Annotated in this window: 14 protein-coding genes; 7 read left to right on the top strand and 7 right to left on the bottom strand. The window is 58.5% G+C overall.

Annotated elements, in window-relative coordinates; genetic code table 11:
• From glgP (B9Q17_RS02515) to glgB, 3 genes are read right to left on the bottom strand one after another with little or no spacing between them, the layout of a single operon-like run.
• Window positions 1-2,553, bottom strand: coding sequence for an alpha-glucan family phosphorylase (glgP, locus tag B9Q17_RS02515; protein ID WP_094623989.1), 2,553 nt, complete (start codon window positions 2,551-2,553; stop codon window positions 1-3).
• Between the two features lie 19 nt (window positions 2,554-2,572).
• Window positions 2,573-4,021: a glycogen synthase GlgA gene (gene glgA, locus B9Q17_RS02510; protein ID WP_094623988.1), complete on the bottom strand. Its 1,449-nt coding sequence runs from the start codon at window positions 4,019-4,021 to the stop codon at window positions 2,573-2,575.
• Entirely contained in the window at window positions 4,018-5,913 is a 1,896-nt protein-coding gene (gene glgB / locus B9Q17_RS02505; RefSeq protein WP_094623987.1) for a 1,4-alpha-glucan branching protein GlgB, read from the bottom strand. The genes glgA and glgB overlap by 4 nt, the downstream gene beginning before the upstream one ends.
• A gap of 210 nt (window positions 5,914-6,123) precedes the next feature.
• On the opposite strand from glgB, the gene glgC reads away from it, so the two are divergent.
• The 6 genes from glgC (at window position 6,124) to glgP (B9Q17_RS02475) (ending at window position 14,294) form a co-directional block, all read left to right on the top strand.
• Complete coding sequence (gene glgC, locus B9Q17_RS02500; protein ID WP_227508263.1) at window positions 6,124-7,383, top strand: glucose-1-phosphate adenylyltransferase; 1,260 nt, start codon at window positions 6,124-6,126, stop codon at window positions 7,381-7,383.
• Complete coding sequence (locus B9Q17_RS02495; RefSeq protein WP_094623986.1) at window positions 7,373-9,100, top strand: glycoside hydrolase family 57 protein; 1,728 nt, start codon at window positions 7,373-7,375, stop codon at window positions 9,098-9,100. Before glgC ends, B9Q17_RS02495 begins: the two co-directional genes overlap by 11 nt.
• Window positions 9,097-10,491: a 4-alpha-glucanotransferase gene (gene malQ, locus B9Q17_RS02490; protein ID WP_094623985.1), complete on the top strand. Its 1,395-nt coding sequence runs from the start codon at window positions 9,097-9,099 to the stop codon at window positions 10,489-10,491. Before B9Q17_RS02495 ends, malQ begins: the two co-directional genes overlap by 4 nt.
• Window positions 10,492-10,613: 122 nt before the next feature.
• On the top strand, window positions 10,614-10,973 hold the full coding sequence (locus tag B9Q17_RS02485) for a PilZ domain-containing protein (protein ID WP_094623984.1): 360 nt from the start codon (window positions 10,614-10,616) through the stop codon (window positions 10,971-10,973).
• A 28-nt stretch (window positions 10,974-11,001) separates the two neighbouring features.
• On the top strand, window positions 11,002-11,772 hold the full coding sequence (locus B9Q17_RS02480) for an SDR family NAD(P)-dependent oxidoreductase (protein ID WP_094623983.1): 771 nt from the start codon (window positions 11,002-11,004) through the stop codon (window positions 11,770-11,772).
• Between the two features lie 17 nt (window positions 11,773-11,789).
• On the top strand, window positions 11,790-14,294 hold the full coding sequence (gene glgP / locus B9Q17_RS02475; protein WP_094623982.1) for an alpha-glucan family phosphorylase: 2,505 nt from the start codon (window positions 11,790-11,792) through the stop codon (window positions 14,292-14,294).
• 2 nt (window positions 14,295-14,296) lie between these two features.
• On the opposite strand, the gene B9Q17_RS02470 is transcribed toward glgP (B9Q17_RS02475), so the two are convergent.
• Window positions 14,297-15,715 carry a TrkH family potassium uptake protein gene (locus tag B9Q17_RS02470; protein ID WP_094623981.1) on the bottom strand — a complete coding sequence of 473 codons (1,419 nt, stop codon included), beginning with the start codon at window positions 15,713-15,715 and terminating at the stop codon, window positions 14,297-14,299.
• Between the two features lie 256 nt (window positions 15,716-15,971).
• Between B9Q17_RS02470 and B9Q17_RS02465 the strand changes: the two genes are divergently transcribed.
• Entirely contained in the window at window positions 15,972-16,511 is a 540-nt protein-coding gene (locus B9Q17_RS02465; RefSeq protein WP_094623980.1) for a porin family protein, read from the top strand.
• 58 nt (window positions 16,512-16,569) lie between these two features.
• Here the strand turns inward: B9Q17_RS02465 and nhaD are convergent, their stop codons facing one another.
• From nhaD to tnpC, 3 genes are all read right to left on the bottom strand, one after another.
• Window positions 16,570-17,823 (bottom strand): sodium:proton antiporter NhaD, encoded by a 1,254-nt coding sequence (nhaD, locus tag B9Q17_RS02460; RefSeq protein ID WP_094623979.1) that lies wholly within the window; start codon window positions 17,821-17,823, stop codon window positions 16,570-16,572.
• A gap of 220 nt (window positions 17,824-18,043) precedes the next feature.
• Window positions 18,044-18,412: a hypothetical protein gene (locus tag B9Q17_RS02455; protein WP_094623978.1), complete on the bottom strand. Its 369-nt coding sequence runs from the start codon at window positions 18,410-18,412 to the stop codon at window positions 18,044-18,046.
• Between the two features lie 28 nt (window positions 18,413-18,440).
• The coding region (gene tnpC / locus B9Q17_RS02450; RefSeq protein ID WP_154707608.1) for an IS66 family transposase at window positions 18,441-19,147 on the bottom strand (707 nt) is incomplete at its 5' end.

The raw sequence follows: 19,147 nt of genomic DNA, 5'->3' as shown, positions 1-19,147 counted from the left end.
CTAGGCCCAGAGCATGGCGCCCATCTCCAGCGGATGGGTGAGGGCGTCATGGTAGGGATAGGCCCTCAATCGCAGGGTTTGCAGGCCCGGGTAGGGCGCTTTGATGCGCGCGGAGAACAGGGTTTTGCCATCCTGGTCACCTGCCGGTTCCAGGATGAAACTGTCCGGCCCGGGCTCGCCATGGCTACCGGTACAGTCCGGTGACACCACGCATTCCACCCGGATATCCTCTGGTGCCAGCCCGTTCAGGGCCACTTCTACGCTCAGCTCCACTTCTTCATCCCAGTTGCAGCGGTCTGTGACACAACCGTGCATCTGAATGTTCACCCCGTGCCAGGCTGCCCGTATCCGCGCCTTCCATTGCGCCAGCTCATTGGCCAGTTCGCCTTTGTTTGCTGCCAGGCGGTGGCCCTGGGCGCTGGCCGGCTGGTAATAGTTCCGTACGTAATCCATCACCATGCGCTGGGAATTGAACCGGGGCGTGATGGTTTTCATGGACGCCTTGGAGCGGGCGACCCAGTCTTTCGAGTAACCCTGGGCTTCCCGTTTGTAGTACAGCGGGATAATTTCCATTTCCAGCAGGTCGAGCAGGTCCCGGGCTTCTTCACGGTTGCGGAATTCCTGGTCCAGACGGATATCCCGGGGGGCAATGGCCCAGCCGTTATTGCCGTCGTAACCTTCGCCCCACCAGCCATCCAGCACACTCAGGTTAAGGGCGCCGTTCATGGCGGCCTTCTCGCCGGAGGTACCGCTGGCTTCTTTTGGATATTCCGGCGTATTCAGCCAGACATCCACGCCGCTTAACAGCCGCCTCGCCATGGCCTGGTCGTAGTCTTCCAGAAGAATAATGTGGCCCATCAGGGAAGGCTGCATGGACAGGTCATGGATGACCTTGATCAGTTGCTGCCCCGGGTTGTCCTTGGGATGGGCCTTGCCGGCGAAGACCAGGACTACGGGGTTGTCAGGGTCTGTCAGTAACCGTTCCAGCCGCGGCAGGTCGGAAAATATCAGGGTGGCCCGCTTGTAGGTGGCAAAGCGCCGGGCAAAGCCGATCACCATGGCGTCTTTTTCGGGGGATACCAGCTTTCGGGTCATGCGCTCGGTGACCGAATGGCCGGTACCGTTGCGCTGATGCTGGCGCCTCAACCGGCGCACGATGAATTCTGCCATCTGTTGTTTCAGGGCTTTATGCACGCTCCAGTAGTGATAATCCGGAATTCTGTCGACAAAATTCCAGAAATCCGGGTTTCTCAGCTCGCTTTTCCAGGTGGGCGCCTGCATTTCAAACAGGCTTGCCCATTCCGGCGCCAGAAAGGTAGAAACATGCACGCCGTTGGTAATGTAACCGATGGGGTTTTCTTCCGGAGGAATTTGCGGCCAGATGCTGCCTTCCATTTCTGAGGCGACCCCGCCGTGGATACGGCTGACACCGTTGTGGAACCGCGAGCCCCGCAAGCCCAGGCTGGTCATGTTGAAGGTGCCATCGCCGTTCTTGGCGCCCAGCTCGAAAACCCGGTCAAAATCCAGCCCTGCGGTTTCCGTATACGGGCCCAGGGCATGGGCAACCAGGTCCCGGGGGAAAATGTCATGGCCGGCGGGTACCGGCGTATGGGTGGTAAACAGGGTGCAGGCGGCAACGGATTCCAGGGCGGCCTCGAAGCTGAGGCCATGTTCCATGGCCATCCGGCAGCGCTCCAGGATCTGGAAGGCGGCGTGGCCTTCGTTAATGTGCCAGGCGGTGGGCTTGATGCCCAGTGCTGCCAGCGCGCGTGTGCCCCCGATGCCCAGCAGGATTTCCTGGCTGATGCGGGTGTCTGAATCGCCGCCGTACAGTTGCAGGGTCAGTTCCCGGTCCTGCTCGTTGTTCTCTGGTGTATTGGCATCGAGCAGGTACAGGCGGATATGGCCAACCCGCGCCTGCCAGACCCGGGCCCACAGCTCCCGCCCCGGGAAGGGCACGGAAATCTTGAGTTGCTCGCCATCCTGTTCTACCGGGCTGATGGGCAGCTCGTCGCTGTCGTGGCACTGATACCGGGCTACTTGCTGGCCCTGGGCATCAATGGTCTGCATGAAATAGCCCTGCTGGTACAGTAGCCCGACGGCCACAAAGGGCAAGCCGAGATCGCTGGCCGCCTTGCAGTGGTCACCGGCCAGGATGCCCAGGCCACCGGAATAGATCGGAAAGCTTTCGTGAAACCCGAACTCGGCGCAAAAATAGGCCACCAGGCTGGTTTCGGGGTTGAGCAGCTCCACTACTTCTGCACCCGGCCCGGCCTCTACGTAGGCATCGTAACTGGACAGCACCCGACGGTATTCGGCGAGAAAGGCACGGTCGGCAGCGGCTTCTTCGAGCCGGTGCTGGGATACCCGCCGCAGAAACAGCTTTGGGTTGTGCTCCACTTTCTGCCACAGGCGCAGATCAATACGGGCAAACAGCCCCCTTACGCCGTGGTTCCAGCTGTAAAACAGGTCGTTTGCCAGCTCCCCCAGCCGATGCAGGGCTTCGGGCAGTTGGGGGCGGGCTTCAAGCCGGAATTCCGTAGCCTTGTGCATGTTCAGAACCTCCCTGTGGTTACTGGTTATGCCTGAGCTTGTTGTAGAGGGCGGCGTATTCGCCGGCCCGGTGCTTCCACGAGTAATCTGCGGTCATGCCATTTTGCTGCAGCTGTTGCCAGGTTTTCCGGTGCTTGCGGGCCTCGAGCGCCCGGTTCACGGCGCGCTTCAGCCCGTGGGCGTTGGGCTCCCGGAAAACAAATCCGTTGGCGTCCCGTACCGGCACCTCGCCGGGGTCCAGTACGGTATCGTTCAGCCCGCCCGTGCCGTGCACCACCGGAATAGTGCCGTAGCGCAGGCTGTACATCTGGTTCAGGCCACAGGGCTCAAACCGGGATGGCATCAGGAAGATGTCCGCGCCGGCGGTTATTTCGTGGGCCAGGGCCTCGTTATAACCCAGCGTAAGTGACAACCGTTCGGGCCAGTCCCGGGCCAGGTGTTGCAGCGCCTGTTGGTAACGGGCCTCTCCGGAACCGAGAATGGCAAACTGACAACCCTTTTCCAGTAAAGTCGGCAGTGCTTCCAGCAGCCAGTCCAGCCCCTTCTGTTCTACCAGACGCCCGACAAATCCCAGCACCGGAGCGCCGTTGACTTCCAGCCCCAGTTTGCGCTGCAGGGCTGCCCGGCACTGGGCTTTTCCGGAGGTATCGTCCGGGCTGTAGTGGAAATCCAGGTGCTGGTCTGACTTCGGGTTCCAGTAACGGTTATCGATGCCGTTCAATATGCCGGTCAAGGCATGGGACCGGTGCTCCAGCAAACCGTCGAGCCCATAGCCAAACTCCGGCGTGCGGATTTCCCGGGCGTAGCTCGGGCTCACAGTGGTGATGGCATCGCTGAACACCAGGCCGCCCTTGAGAAAGGAAAACTGGCCGTGAAATTCCAGCTGGTCAAAACGCCAGAGATGATCTGGGAACCCCAGCGCCCTGAACGTTTCATGGGAGAAAAGGCCCTGATACGCCAGGTTATGGATGGTAAAGACAGTGGCGGGCGCGTGCTTGTCGTTGTGCAGAAACACGGGGATCAGACCGGTTTGCCAGTCGTTGCAATGCACGATATCCGGCTTCCAGGATAACCCCAGTTGCCCCAGCGCCATCATGGCCCCGATACGGGCAAACAGGTGAAAACGATGGGCGTTGTCCCACCAGTCTTCACCGTTTTCGTTCTGGTACGGGCTGTCACCTTGCCGGTCGAACAGGGCCGGACAATCCACCAGCCAGAGCAGTACCTGGGTCTCCGGCACCTGGGTTTGCCAGAGTGATACATCGTATTGGCCGAAACGGAAGCGGGCCTTGCGCTGAGAACCGGCGTCCCGGGCCGCCTTGAGTGCAGCGGGATAACCCGGTAGCAGGATCTGGCAATCGTAGCCGAGCCGGCACAGGGCTTCCGGCAGGCTGCCGGACACATCGGCCAGGCCCCCGGTCTTTACCAGGGGAAAGACTTCGCTGGTGGCAAACAGAATTCGGGTCATGCATCGGCCTTCAGAATAATCAGCCCCAAGGGTGGCAGGGTAACCTCCACCGACGCCGGCCTGGCCATCCAGGGGGTGTCGGTGGCAGTCAGGGTAAACGGATTGCCCAGATTACTGCCACCGTAGTAGGTGGAGTCGGAATTGAAGATCTCCTGCCAGTTGCCGGCCAGGGGAACACCAATCCGGTAGTGATGCCGTGGCACGGGGGTAAAGTTGACCACGATCACCAGGGCCTCGCCACCGTGCTGGTCCGGTTTGCGCAGATAACTGACCACCGACTGGGTGGAGTCGTGGCAATCAATCCATTCAAAACCGGCTGCATTGTAGTCCAGCCGGTGCAGGGCAGGTTGTTCCCGGTACAGGCGGTTAAGGTCCTGCACCAGTTTGTGGATGCCCTGATGCCCTTCGTGTTGCAGCAGGTGCCAGTCCAGCTCCCGTTTTTCACTCCACTCCTGCCGTTGGCCGAACTCACCGCCCATAAACAGCAACTTGGCACCCGGGTAGGTGAACATGTAGCTGAAAAGCAGCCGCAGCGATGCCCGTTGTTGCCAGTCGTCTCCGGGCATTTTCTGGATCAGGCTGGATTTGCCGTGCACCACTTCATCGTGGGACAGCGGCAGCAGGAAGTTCTCGGAAAAGGCATACAGCAGCCCGAAGGTGAGCTTGTCGTGGTGGAATTGCCGGTAAACAGGGTCCTGCTGGAAGTAGTGCAGGGTGTCGTGCATCCAGCCCATATTCCACTTCAGGTTGAAGCCCAGCCCGCCGACTTCCGGTGGCCGGGTAACCTGGGGCCAGGAGGTGGATTCCTCCGCCATCATCAGCACCCCGGGGAACCGGCCCTGGCACACCTGGTTGAGCTCCCGAAGGAAGGCTATAGCCTCCAGGTTCTCGTTGCCGCCGTATTCGTTCGGCAACCAGTCTTCTTCATTGCGGGAGTAATTCAGGTACAGTATGGAGGCAACGGCATCTACCCGCAGGCCATCCACATGGAAGGTATCCAGCCAGAACAGGGCACTGCCAATCAGGAAGTTTTTTACTTCATGGCGGCTGTAGTTGTAGATCAGGGTGCCCCAGTCCTGGTGCCGGCCCCGGCGCGGGTCTTCGTGTTCGTATAGGGCGGTGCCGTCAAACTTTGCCAGGGCGTGTTCGTCGTCCGGAAAGTGTCCGGGAACCCAGTCCAGAATTACCCCGATATTGTGCTGGTGGCACTGATCAATCAGGTAACGAAGGTCATCCGGGCTGCCATAGCGGCTGGTGGGCGCGTAGTAGCCGGTGGTCTGGTAGCCCCAGGATTCATCCAGGGGATGCTCTGTTACCGGCAGCAATTCAATATGGGTGAAGCCGGTCTCCAGTACATAGGGAATCAGCTGCTCTGCCAGCTCCCGGTAACTCAGCCAGCGACCGGAGCCGTGGTGGCGCCATGAACCGGGATGCACCTCGTAAATGGAAATGGGGCTGCGTTGCCAGTCAAACCGGTTGCGGCTTTCCAGCCAGTCGCCATCTTCCCAGCAATAGCCCCGGCGCTCGGTAACCCGGGCGGCGGTTGACGGCCTGAGTTCGAAGGCCTGGCCGTAAGGATCCGTTTTGCTGAGCTGGTGACCGTCGCGGGTTGTAATTGAAAACTTGTACAGGGCGTCAACCTGGACGTTAGGTATGAACGCCGACCATACGCCAAAGCCTTCATGCAGCTGCATGGCGTCTGCGTCGGCCTGCCAGTGATTGAAATCACCGACGACACTGACAGCCTTGGCATTGGGGGCCCAGACCGCAAAACGCACACCTTCGATGCCTTCATGGGTCATGGGATGTGCGCCAAGCACATTATAGATATGCCAGTGCCGGCCTTCGGCCAGCAGGTAGAGGTCGAACTCGCTCAGGGTGGGGCTTTCCATAGTCCTCGGGTTCCCGTTCAGAATGGTACGGCTGGAGGTTAGACCATTGGACGTTTTTGCCGCTGATCGAAAAATGACCTGAGACAATTTTACGTCATAATTGGATGGTAGTGTTCTAGAATCTTATAAATCGTCAATGCAGTGTCTATTACCGTTCGCTCAGGACGGGCAGAGGACCAAGCGGGTTTTCAGGGAAGCAGAACTATGCAAATGGCAAAGCGTTACGTCAGCCGCCTGACGCGGCAAACCCTCGCCCTGGTGCTGGCCGGAGGCCGGGGCAGCCGGCTGGAAGACCTCACCAAGTGGCGGGCGAAGCCAGCAGTGCCTTTCGGCGGCAAGTTCCGGATTATCGATTTTCCACTCTCCAACTGTATCAACTCCGGCATCAGCCAGGTGGGTGTGATTACCCAGTACAAGTCCCACTCATTGATGCGACATATCCAGCGGGGCTGGGGCTTTTTGCGGGGCGAAATGGGGGAGTTTGTGGAGCTGCTGCCAGCCCAGCAGCGCATCGAAACCTCCTGGTACGAAGGCACCGCCAACGCGGTATTGCAGAACCTCGACATTATCCGCAGCCACAATCCGGAGTATGTGCTGATCCTGGCGGGTGACCACGTTTACAAGATGGACTACGGCACCATGCTGGCCGCCCATGTGGAGCAGGAGGCAGACGTTACGGTCGGTTGTATAGAAGTGCCCCTGGAAGACGCCAGGGCCTTCGGGGTGATGTCGGTGGACGACAAGCTCCGGATTACCGAGTTTGTTGAAAAGCCGGACAATCCCAAACCCATGCCCGGGCAGCCGGATAAAGCCCTGGCTTCCATGGGCATCTATGTGTTCAGTACCAAAATCCTGTTTGATGAGCTGTTGCGGGACCACGAACTCAGCACACTGTCATCCCACGATTTCGGCAAGGACATTATCCCGTCAATTATCGAACGCCTTCGGGTGTCTGCGTTTCCGTTCCGGGACCCGGTCAACAATAAACCGGCCTACTGGCGGGATGTCGGCACTATCGATTCGCTCTGGCAGGCGAATATGGAGCTGATCGGCGTCAGCCCTGAACTCAACCTGTACGATTCGGAATGGCCCATCTGGACCTACCAGGAACAGATGCCCCCGGCCAAGTTTGTGTTTGATGACGATAACCGGCGGGGCTATGCCGTAGATTCCATGGTGGCCGGCGGCTGCATTGTGTCCGGCGCGCAGGTGCAGCGTTCACTGCTGTTTTCCAAGGTGATTGTCCATTCCTTTTGTACTGTAGAAGACACAGTTATTTTCCCCGATGTGGATATTGCCCGAAACTGCAAAATCCGCCGGGCCGTCATCGACCGGGGCTGTCGCATTCCGGAAGGGACCCGTATCGGCTATGACGCAGAACAGGATGCCAAACGTTTCTACGTATCACCCAAAGGCATTGTGCTGGTAACCCCGGAGATGCTGGAGCAGGACTACCCCCATGGCCTCTGACCACCGCACACCGGTCGTGCTTTGCTGGCACATGCATCAGCCGGACTATCAGGACCAGAGCACTGGCGAATTCCTGTTCCCCTGGGTGTACCTGCACTGCATCAAAGACTACGCCGACATGGCCGCCCACCTGGAAGCCCACCCGGATGCCCGGGCCGTGGTGAACTTTGCGCCGGTGCTGCTGGAACAGATTGAAGAATACCTGGTGCAGATCGAGTGCTGGCGACATAAAGGCACCGGTATTGGTGATCCGGTACTGGCAGCCCTGGTGAGCGAGTCCCTGCTGGAGCCCGGTTCGCCCGGCTTCCTGGATCTGATGGACAAGTGTCTTCGGGCCAATGCCGACCGAATCATAAAGCGTTTCCCCCCGTACCGCAGGCTGTCTGAGCTGGCCGGTTTCTATCGCGCCCGGCCGGATATACAGCGCTATATCTCCGCCCAGTTCCTGGAAGACCTGCTGGTGTGGTACCACCTTGGCTGGATGGGAGAAACCGTTCGCCGGTCTCACCCCGTTATCCGCAGCCTGCAGGAAAAAGGCCATCAGTATTCCCGGGAAGACCGGCTGGCCGTGCTGGATGTCATTGCCGAGCTGTTGGCAGGCATCGGCCCGAGATACCGGCACCTGGAGCAGAACGGGCAGGTAGAACTGGCAATGAGCCCCTGGGCGCACCCCATCATGCCGCTGCTGCTGGACCTGAAATCCGCCAGTGAAGCGATTCCTGATATCCGGTTGCCCGAACACGGGCACTACCCCGGGGGAGATCAGCGGGCGGGATGGCACCTGGAAGAGGGCAAGAAAGTGTTCCAGCGGTTTTTCGGAAAACAGCCCACCGGTTGCTGGGCTTCCGAAGGCGCGCTGAGCCAGTCACTGTTACCCCTTCTGAATGACCATGGATTCCGCTGGACCGCCAGTGGCGATTCCGTGATCCATAACAGCATGAAGCTGGCCCGAAACAAAGGTGCCGACGATGGCGGCGGCAGTATCCACCGGCCATTCCGGTTCGCTGAACAGCCGCTGACCGTGTTTTTCCGTGATGACGGGTTGTCTGACCTGATCGGCTTTACCTATGCCGACTGGCACGCCCGGGATGCCGTGGGTGACCTGGTACATCACATGGAGAATATTGCGAAGGACAACCATAACAATGCCAATGCGGTGATTTCGGTGATTCTGGACGGAGAGAATGCCTGGGAATACTACCCGGAGAACGGCTACTACTTTCTGGACGAGTTGTACCGGGTTCTGGAGAACCATCCGGATCTGAAACTGACCACCTACCGGGATTACCTGGATACTCCTGACTGCCAGCCCGAGGGCCTGCCTCACCTTGTTGCCGGCAGCTGGATTTACGGAACCTTCTCAACCTGGATTGGCGACCCCGACAAAAACCGTGCCTGGGATTTGCTGTGTGAAGCCAAGCAGCATTACGACAAGGTGATGGACAACGGCTCGTTAAACGCAGAACAGAAGGCGGCGGCTGCACGGCAGCTGGGCTTGTGTGAGGGTTCGGACTGGTTCTGGTGGTTCGGGGATTACAACCCGGCTGCGGTGGTGAAAGATTTCGAACACCTTTACCGGCGCCACCTGGTCAACCTGTACGATGCCATCGGATACCCGGCACCACCGAGCCTGTTCCAGCCCCTGAGCCAGGGCGGTGGCGAGCCAGCCCGGGGCGGCGCCATGCGGCCGGGGCACGAATCGGGTGAGGGTGCATGACTCAAGCCCTGCCGCCCGTTTCTGTGTTTTCCCGCCGCCGTGCCGGTGTGCTGCTGCACCCGACAGCCTTGCCGGGCAGCCACGGCAAGCTGGGCGAAAGCGCTCGCAGGTTTGTGGACTGGCTTGCAGCGGCCGGTGTAACGGTGTGGCAAACGCTGCCTATCGGGCCGACCCATCCGGATCTTTCACCCTATCAGTCGCTGTCGGCCCACGCCGGTAACCCGGAGCTGATCGACTTCAGGGAACTGCCCGGCAAGCTGGAAAGCCGGGAGATTGACGATGCCTGGCCACAATTTCTGGCCAGCCACAGCCACTGGCTGGATGACTACGCACTGTTTATGGCCATCCGGGCCAGATACCCGGGAACAGCCTGGCCGGACTGGCCCGACCCCCTGCGACGGCGCGACTCCAGTGCACTGGCAGAGTTTTCCCGGGCCAATGAATCAGCCATCGAACAGGTGAAATACGAACAGTTCCTGTTCCACCGGCAATGGCATGCGCTCAGGCAATACGCCCGGGACCGGGGCGTGCTGATGTTCGGGGACATTCCCATCTTTGTGGCCCATGACAGCGCCGATGTCTGGGCCAATCCGGAGCAGTTCAAGCTGGATGCAAACGGTCAGCCGCTGGCAGTGGCTGGCGTTCCGCCGGATTATTTTTCGCCGGACGGCCAGCACTGGGGTAACCCGCTTTATAACTGGCAGGCCATGGCGCGGGATGGTTACCGGTGGTGGCTCAGCCGCCTGGCCAGCCAGCGGGAAAAGTTTGATCTGTTGCGGATAGACCATTTCCGGGGCCTGCAGGCGTTCTGGGAAATTCCTGCCAGTGACCCCCGGCCGGTGAACGGCTACTGGGTGCCCGGCCCGGGGGATGACTTTCTGTCGGCCTGTTTCCGGGAACTGCCGGACCTTCCCCTGGTAGCCGAGAATCTCGGCATTATCGGCGACGATGTGGAGCAGTTGCGCCACCGTTTCCGGTTGCCCGGTATGACGGTTCTGCAGTTCGGCTTTGACGGCAGCCCGGGCAATCCACACCTGCTGCATAACCACAGGGCGGAAGACCTGGTGTACACCGGAACCCACGACAACGACACCACCCTGGGCTGGTACCACAGCCTTGATGAGCGCACGCGGCAACACGTAAACCACTACCTGAGAATTACCGGCGAAGAGGCAGCGCAGATGCCCTGGCCAATTATCCAGGCCGCCATGGGATCGGTCTCCGGGCTGGTGGTTGTGCCCGTACAGGACTTGCTGGGCCTGGGCTCTGATGCCCGATTCAACACCCCCGGTACCATCGAGAACAACTGGATATGGCAGCTTCCAGAGCATTATCAGGAGCTTGTGGATATTGCCCGGCTCAGGGAAACGGTTCAGCTATACGGGCGGTAATGTTGCTCCGGTTATTTATTGATCAGAGTCAAGTTGATCAATAAACAAACAGATATAACTGGTGAATGAACAGGTCTAACCTGTATCCGCCAGAAAACAAAAGTTTGTGAAAGGGGGCTCGAATGGAACACCGTCTTAGCCAGCGAATTGAAGGGGAGTTGCCTATACTGGTGTACAAGCGAGGTATGCCTGTAGCTATCGGGGCGATAAAAGATGCGTCCAGGCGGGGGCTTTTTATTGTCACCGGCTTTGATGATGTGCGGCTGAACCAGGCCCTGCACTTGTCGTTCCGGTTTCCCGAGCAACCCGAGAAACACCATACACTGAAGGCCCATGTGGTTCGAAGGGCCGACCAGGGGCTCGGCGTCGATTTTGACAGCGCAGAGAATGACGCAAGGGTCATTTCCGAGCTGATACTCTGGCTGGAAGACCACAAAGACGCAGACGGCCGCGCAGCCCTCAGACATCGCAAGATTCACTGAAAACCCGAAACGAAAGGAAGAAACAGTAATGGCTAGACTGGAAGGCAAGGTAGCAGCGGTAACCGGCGGAGCATTGGGCCTGGGCCGGGCCATGGTGGAACGGATGGTAGAGCAGGGCGCGGCAGTAGGTGTGCTCGACGTGCTTGATAAAGAAGGCGAAGCCCTGGTGCAGGAACTCACCAAGAAAGGTTTCCGGGTGGCTTACTGGCGTTGTGACGTGGCCGATGAAAGCCAGGTGAAAGCAGCGCTGGATGGCGTGGCAGAGCGCTTTGGCAAGCTGAACGTTATGGTGAGCAATGCCGGTATCTCCGGTGCCAACAAGCCGACCCACGAAGTGACCGAGGCAGAATGGGACAAAGTTCAGGATATTAACGTAAAGGGTGTGTTTTTCTGCACCAAGCACTCGGTTCCGCACATGCTGAAAGCCGGAGGCGGCAGCATCATCAACCTATCCTCCATTTATGGCCTGGTAGGGGCACCCGACGCACCGCCATACCATGCCTCCAAGGGTGCGGTGCGGCTGATGTCCAAGACTGACGCCATGATCTACGCCAAAGACCGAATCCGGGTGAACTCTGTACACCCCGGCTTTATCTGGACACCGATGGTAGAGGGCCACATGAAAACCACCGGAGTGGATCCGGAAGAGGCGAAAAAGGCCACCGCCGCCCTGCACCCGCTGGGCCATATGGGCGAGCCTGACGATATAGCCTGGGGTGTGGTTTACCTGGCGTCGGATGAATCCAAGTTTGTAACCGGCAGCGAGCTGGTGATCGACGGTGGCTACACCGCACACTAACGGCTTGAGACCAGCCCATGACACTTGCCGCCTATTCCATGCGGGCCCTGCCAGACCAGTTGTCGGGGCTTATCTCCCTGGCACTGGACCTGCGCTGGACCTGGCATCACGGCGGCGATCAGTTATGGCGGGCCCTGGACGAAGAAGCCTGGGAAGCCACCCATAATGCCTGGCTGGTGCTCAACGGGGTTGCAGTGGAGCACCTGCAGGCGTTATCCCAGGATCCGGATTTCCTGACGCTCTATCAGGAGCAGGTCAGCCGGCACGAAGAGTTTACCCGAGCTGCGACCTGGTATTCGGATTCCTGCAATAACAAACTCGATGGCGGAATCGCCTGGTTCTGCATGGAATATGGCGTTTCCGAATCCCTGCCTCTGTACAGCGGCGGGCTTGGAGTACTCGCTGGCGATTTCCTCAAAGCTTCCAGTGACCTCGGTGTTCCGGTGATGGCCGTGGGCCTGCTGTATCAGCAAGGATACTTCCGGCAAGCCCTGAACACGGCAGGTGAACAGATCGAATTTCATCCCTACAACGATCCCACCATGTTGCCGGTATCGCCCTTACGGGACAGCAACGGCGAATGGGCGAGGGTAACCGTACCTTTTCCGGGCCGGGAGGTTCGGCTTCGGGGCTGGAAAGGCCAGGTGGGGCGTTGCGAGCTCCTGCTGCTGGACAGTAACGACCCACGCAACGAACCCGGCGACCGGGGTATCACCAGCGAACTTTACAGTGGCGACCCGGAAAAGCGTCTGCAACAGGAAATGGTTCTGGGCATCGGAGGCTGGCGTTTGCTGGAGCTTCTGGACCGGAAACCGGCACTTTGCCACATTAACGAAGGCCACAGTGCCCTGGCCCTGGTAGAGCGGGCCCACCAGTGGCAGCGCAGCCAGCAAACCGATTTCGAAGTCGCCCGCTTTGCCACCCGGGCCACTAACCTGTTCACCACCCACACATCCGTGGCCGCCGGGTTCGACCGTTTTCCCCGTGCACTGGCGGCCCTGTACCTGGAACCCTGGCTGTCCGGGCAGGGCAACCGCCTGGAGAACCTGCTGGGCATCGCCAATGGTGGCACATCAGACCTGAATATGGCGGGGCTGGCCCTGGGTATGAGCGGCCGCTTCAACGGTGTCAGCCGAATACACCAAAAGGTGACCCAGACCATCTTCCAGCCCTGGTTTGGTCGCTGGCCCACGCCGGATATCCCTGCAGACTACGTGACCAACGGAATCCACACCCCGAGCTGGGATTCTCCGGAATCCGACCAGCTCTGGACTCGTGCCTGTGGCAAGGACCGCTGGCGCCAGCCAATGCTCGAACCGGAACCCATGTGCGACGTTGATGACCTGTCTATCTGGGAAATGCGCCGCAGTCAGTGCCGCCGGCTCGTGGGTTATCTGCGCAAACGCCTGCACGCACAACATTGCGAACACAACTACGGCAGCAACCCGGACGCCGCCTGCGGCCTGTTGCTGGATGCAGAAACCCTGACACTGGGTTTCGCACGGCGGTTCACGGCCTACAAACGCCCGGACCTGTTGCTGAAAGACCCGGAAAGGCTCGTCCGGTTGCTGACCAACCGTGACCAGCCCCTGCAGATTGTGCTGGCTGGCAAGGCACATCCGAAGGACAAGGTTGGCAAGGAACTGATCCGGCGCTGGAAAGCCTTTTCACAGCGCCCGGAAGTGGAAGGCAAGGTAGTGTTCATTGAAGACTACGACCTTGCCGTGGCCGGCCAGCTGATTCAGGGCGTTGATGTGTGGCTGAACACCCCGAGCCACCCGTGGGAAGCCTGTGGCACCAGTGGCATGAAAGTTCTGGTGAACGGCGGACTCAACCTTTCCCAGTTTGATGGATGGTGGGCGGAAGCCTGGAACGATCAGGTTGGCTGGGCGATACGGCCCGGGGCCAGCTTTGAAGAACTGGCACTGGATGGCAGCCATGACGACTCGGATGCCCGGGAACTTTATGAACTGCTGGAACAGCAGGTGATTCCGGAGTTCTACCACCTGGATGACAAGGGCTTGCCCGGTACCTGGCTGCAACGCATCCGTGCCAGTATGGACCAGCTGACCGCCCGCTATTCGGCAAACCGCATGGTGCGGGAGTATGTTTCCGACTTTTACCTGCCGATGGCGGCCCAGGGTAACGAGCGCACTCCGGAAATCGCGGCCGAGCTGGTCGCCAACCGAAAGAACGTCTGCCGGCACTGGCCAAAACTCAGGTTTGGCGAACTGACCGAACAGACGGGTGACAACAGCCAGACCTTTTCACTCTGCGTTTACCTGGATGGCCTGGGCCATGAACAACTGACGGTGGAACTGGTGGCGGAAGCGTCGGAGTTCGGGCCAAGACTGGTGCAACCCATGGCTATGGAGCATGCACTGGAGGGATCAGAAGACAGCTATCTGTATCGGGCAACCGTGCCCCCGCGCCCGGCAGGCCACTTCACTCCGAGAATCCGGGTAAAGGATGCCCGCCTGAACCTGCCGCTTGAAGACAGCCACATCCTTTGGTACCGATAGAATCAGCCGCGCCAGAATCCCGGTGATAACACAATCACCACGCTGAGAATCTCCAGCCGGCCCATCAGCATACCCACCGAAAGAATCCACTTGGCGGCATCCGGCAGCGGGCCGAAGTTACCGGCCGGGCCGATAATGTCGCCCAGTCCAGGCCCAACGTTGGTGAGCGATGTCAGCGCGCCCGACAGCGAAGTGACAAAGTCCAGCTGCAGGGATGCCAGCAGTACCGTAATAATCAGCAGGCACAGCAGGAAAATAAAGGTATAGGCGATCATCGAGGAGATAATCTCGTCGCTGACCGCCCGGCCGTTGTAATTCCGGGTAAACACCGCGCGGGGGTGCAACAGGCGCATCAGCTGCTCCCGCAGGATGATCAGAGACAGCTGGAAGCGGAAAATCTTCATACCGCCGGCCGTAGAGCCGGAACAACCGCCGACAAACATCAGGAAGAAGAAGGCGACGAACGCCAGCGGGCCCCAGGCTGAATAGTCTTCCGAGGCGTAACCGGAGGTACTCACCACCGAGGTAACGTTGAACAGCGTGGAAACATAGTTATGGAAGGGGTCGAATGCTACCGGCGATACCCACCACCGGTGCAGCGTGAGCAACAGTGGCACTACCAGCAGAATCGCCAGGAACAGGCGTACCTGCTGATCCTTGAACAGCACAAAGTGCTGGCCGTGCATTTCCCGCACAAACAGGAAGAACGGCAAGCTGCCGAGCATCATAAAGAAGGTTGCTTCCATAAGGATCAAGTCGTTGAACTTGCCCATGGACATGTCGGAGGTGGAGAAGCCACCGGTAGCGATACTGGTCAAACCGTGGTTGAACGCATCAAACAGGCTCATACCGGATAACCAATAGGTCGTTACTGCGATGACGGTGAACACCAAATAAACGAACAGAAGGCCACGACTGAGGGTTTTCATCCGGGGCAGGGCCTTGTCAGTCCACTCCGAGGATTCGGTCGCAAACAGGCGCATACCGCCCACCCGCAGGAACGGCAGAACGGCAACGAACATACCGATAATCCCGATGCCACCGAGCCATTGCAGAATGGAGCGCCAGAGCAGCAGGTCCCGGTCAAAGTTGTCCAGCCCGCTGAACACGGTAGCGCCCGTGGTGGTAATGCCGGAGGTGCCTTCAAACACCGCATCGGCAGCAGAAATACCGTTATCGCTCAGATAAAAAGGCAGGGACGAGAGCAGGGCGATAATAAACCAGCTGGATACGGTCAGAACAAACATGTATCGGGGCTTGAGCTCCCGATTATTGTTGCGGGTAAGCAGGATACCCAGAATACCCAGCACACAGACGATCGCAGCAGACTCTGCAAACGCCATGGCATTAGGCGCGCCGGAGGGAGTTCCGGCCAGGAGAAACACCGGTAACGTCATGAAAGCACTCAAAAGTACAAACATCACGCTGACAATAAAAATAACAGGATTTAGATTTCTCAAGGTGCGCCCGTACCAGCTGACAGTGAGAGGCCGTCAGGATACCCGCGGTGCCCTGTATCCGCAAGGTAACAGCCCGCGTGGCGCAGGATTACCGGCAAATTAAAACACTGTAAATTCCGGGTAAATGCGGAACCTTACTATGGTCAGTGCCGTTGAGTTGGTGCAAGTTGATAACAGGAGTGCAACACAGCTCCGTTTTTCACCAAGGAGAAACGCTATGACTATCAAAAAGAATGTTCTGATTGCGTCTGTGGCTACGGCCGGCATTGCCATGGCTGGTGCCGCATCGGCCCAGGATATGTACAAATCTGGCGTTGGAGGTTTGTATGCGGGTGCGAATTACACGTTTATGAACGCGGATTTTGACGGAATTGGTGATGCCGACGCGGGCACACTGTCCGGCAAAGTGGGCGTAATGGCCACCGAATACTTTGGCTTGGAAGCACGCGCGGGCTTTGGTGTAGATGACGATACCGTTCGGGGCGTTGACGTTAAACTGGACAACTTCTTCGGCGGCTACGCTACCTTCAACATGGTGAATGAGAGCCCGATTACGCCTTACGGCGTACTGGGTTTCACCCGTATCGAAGCTGAGGCGGGTAATGCCAAGGACGACGACTCCGACTTTTCTTATGGCGCTGGCGTAAACTTCGCCTTCGCCCCGAACCTGTCCGCGAACCTGGAGTACATGCGTTACTACGATGATAACGATGTAACCGTGGACGGCCTGGGCATCGGCATGCAGGTCAATTTCTAACCCCGCGCCCAACGGCTCAAAGCCCGCCGGAAGCCTCTTCCCGCGGGCTTTTTCATGCTCAGCCGTTAATAAAGGATCCGAGTAACAACACCCCGCCATAGCCCAGCGTATAGGCAGCCAGCAAGTGAAGGGCGTAGCGCATGTAGGTGCCAAAGGTGAGTCCCTGAATCTTGCTCATGGCCACAATGCCTGCGGCAGAGCCGATCACCAGCAAAGAACCGCCCACGCCCACGGCGTAGGTAAGCCCCATCCATTCCGCAGGGCTCATATCAATCCCGGATTTCAGCAACGCAGCGGTCAACGGAACGTTGTCGATAATCGCCGAGAAAATGCCCATCAGATAATTGGCGTAGATTGGCGGCAGTACGTCATAGATGGCTACCAGCGAATCCAGCGCGTGGATTTCCTTGAGCATACCCACCAGCAACAGAATACCGAGGAAAAACAGCAGGGTTTCGAACTCGATCACCCGGATGTATTCCAGGATCGGGTCCAGGTCTTCGTCGCTGCTCATGAACCGGGACACCAGGAACATGATAGAAAGACCGAACAGAAAGGTAAGAACCGGCGGGATGCCAAACAGGGCATTTCCGCTGATGGTGCCGATAATGGTCGCCAGGAACAGAATCGCGATGATCACATCAACCTTTCGCACTTCATTGGAGCTGGCTTGCAGCGTCACCGTTCCGGACAGCCCGCCGGAGAGCAACACCGCCAGGATAAACACCGTGATCGAGGCCGGAATGGCCAGCGTCAGCAATGTCAGAATTTCCACCTTGTCGGCCAGGAAGATCATCAGTGTGGTTACGTCGCCGGTAATCAGCGAGACACCACCGGAGTTCACCGCAAACACAACCAGAACAATAAATTGCAGGCGTTTCTTGAGTTCAAGGTTCAGGGACAGGATCAGTGAGCAGGAAACGAGGGTAGCGGTGATATTGTCCGCCAGGGACGAGAACACAAAACAGAACAGCCCGGTGAGAAACAGCAACCGGCGTTCCGTCACTTTGCGTGGCATGATCAGATAGATCATGTTCTCGATCATGCCTTTCTTGTTCAGGTAAGCCACGAAGGTCATCGCCGCCACCAGGAACAACCAGAGCCCGGCAATCTCGGCAATACTTTCAGACAGCCCGGCAGAGACCGCGGCAGTTTCATCCGGGCTGACACTGAAAAGAAACAGCAACACCCAACTCAGGGTGCCAAAAAACAGGGTCGTCTTTGCCTTATTAACGTGGATGACTTCTTCGAAAATCACGCCAAGAAGCGCAAGTACCGCAACCGCAATCAGAACAGCATCAAGAACAGGCATATTAGGATCCTGAACCGCAGAAAAGGAATAGCTGCCCCTGAATGAGCCGCCGGGAAAGTCGTTGGCGATTCTAAACCTGTATGGCGCTTATCACAAAGTCTCCCAGTCAGATATCGTATTTAACATAATATACATTATACGCAGTACGGTATGGGGGTATCTGTTCAAACAGGTAAGCCCTTCATGTCGTCAGAATGGCAACCACAGGCCCCGCCGCATTTCACAGAAATGCCTCTAAAGCCTCAATCAGGCCTTGGTGGGGATTCTGCACACGCAGCCGGCCACTTTCCAACTCTGTGATAACGGTAAAATGCAGAACAACCTGGCCGGCCATCACAATCTGCACGGGCTGGCCCAGGTTTGCCCTGGTCATTTCGTGGAGCTCAGCTCGGCCCTGTTGGTCCAGAACAATCCATAGAAGTCCGTCTTCCGAGATCGACGCTTTCTCCACCCGTTCGACGGGCACAGAAAACTCCACGACCGCAGGCTGTCCATCCCATAGCGTCTCTGCACCTGAAGGAAACGCAAACAGGCACACCGAGAACACAGCGGCGGTTACCAATCCCGATAAGCCGTTTTTTGTATCCATAACTTGCTGAAACGTAAGCGTCCGCCCATCACACCTTGTCAGGTGTAGCCGGCGTCCAGTTGTGGGGCAACAGCTCGTCGATGGCTTTGTTCTTCTGCGTCGGCAAGCGGGTCAGCACATCCTTCAGATAGGCATAGGGATCATGCCCGTTCAGCTTGGCGGACTGGATCAGGGTCATCACCGCAGCCGCCCGTTGGCCACTGCGTAGTGATCCCGCGAACAACCAGTTGCTGCGGCCCAGTGCCCAGGGCCGGATCTGGTTTTCCACCCAGTTGTTGTCGATGGGCACCGCGCCATCGTCCAGGTAGCGCGTCAGCGCTTCCCAACGTTTGAGACTGTAATCCAGTGCTTTGGCCGTGCCGGAACCATCCGGCACTTTCTGGCGATGCTCCAGCATCCATTGATGCAGTGCCTCAGCCAGTGGTTTAGCTCTGGCTTGTCGGATGTCCCGACGCTTATCCGGCGGCAGGTCTTTGGGTTCCCGTTCGATCTCGTAGAGTCCGCCGATGTATTCCAGGGCCTTGGCCGCCAGTTCGCTCTTGTTGGCCTCGTGCAGGTCGTAGAACTTGCGTCGGGCGTGGGCCATACAGCCGATTTCGGTGATCCCGTTACCGAACCCGGCCTTGTAGCCGGCGTAGTCGTCACAGACCAATTTGCCCTGCCAGTCACCCAGGAAGGTACGGGCGTGTTCACCCGCCCGGCTTGGGGCGAAGTCGTAAACGGTGGCTTTCAGGT

It is taken from the genome of Marinobacter vinifirmus (assembly GCF_002258215.1).
Lineage (GTDB): Bacteria > Pseudomonadota > Gammaproteobacteria > Pseudomonadales > Oleiphilaceae > Marinobacter > Marinobacter vinifirmus.
The sequence above is the reverse complement of the archived record's forward strand: the minus strand, read 5'-3'. Positions and strand labels throughout refer to the sequence as shown.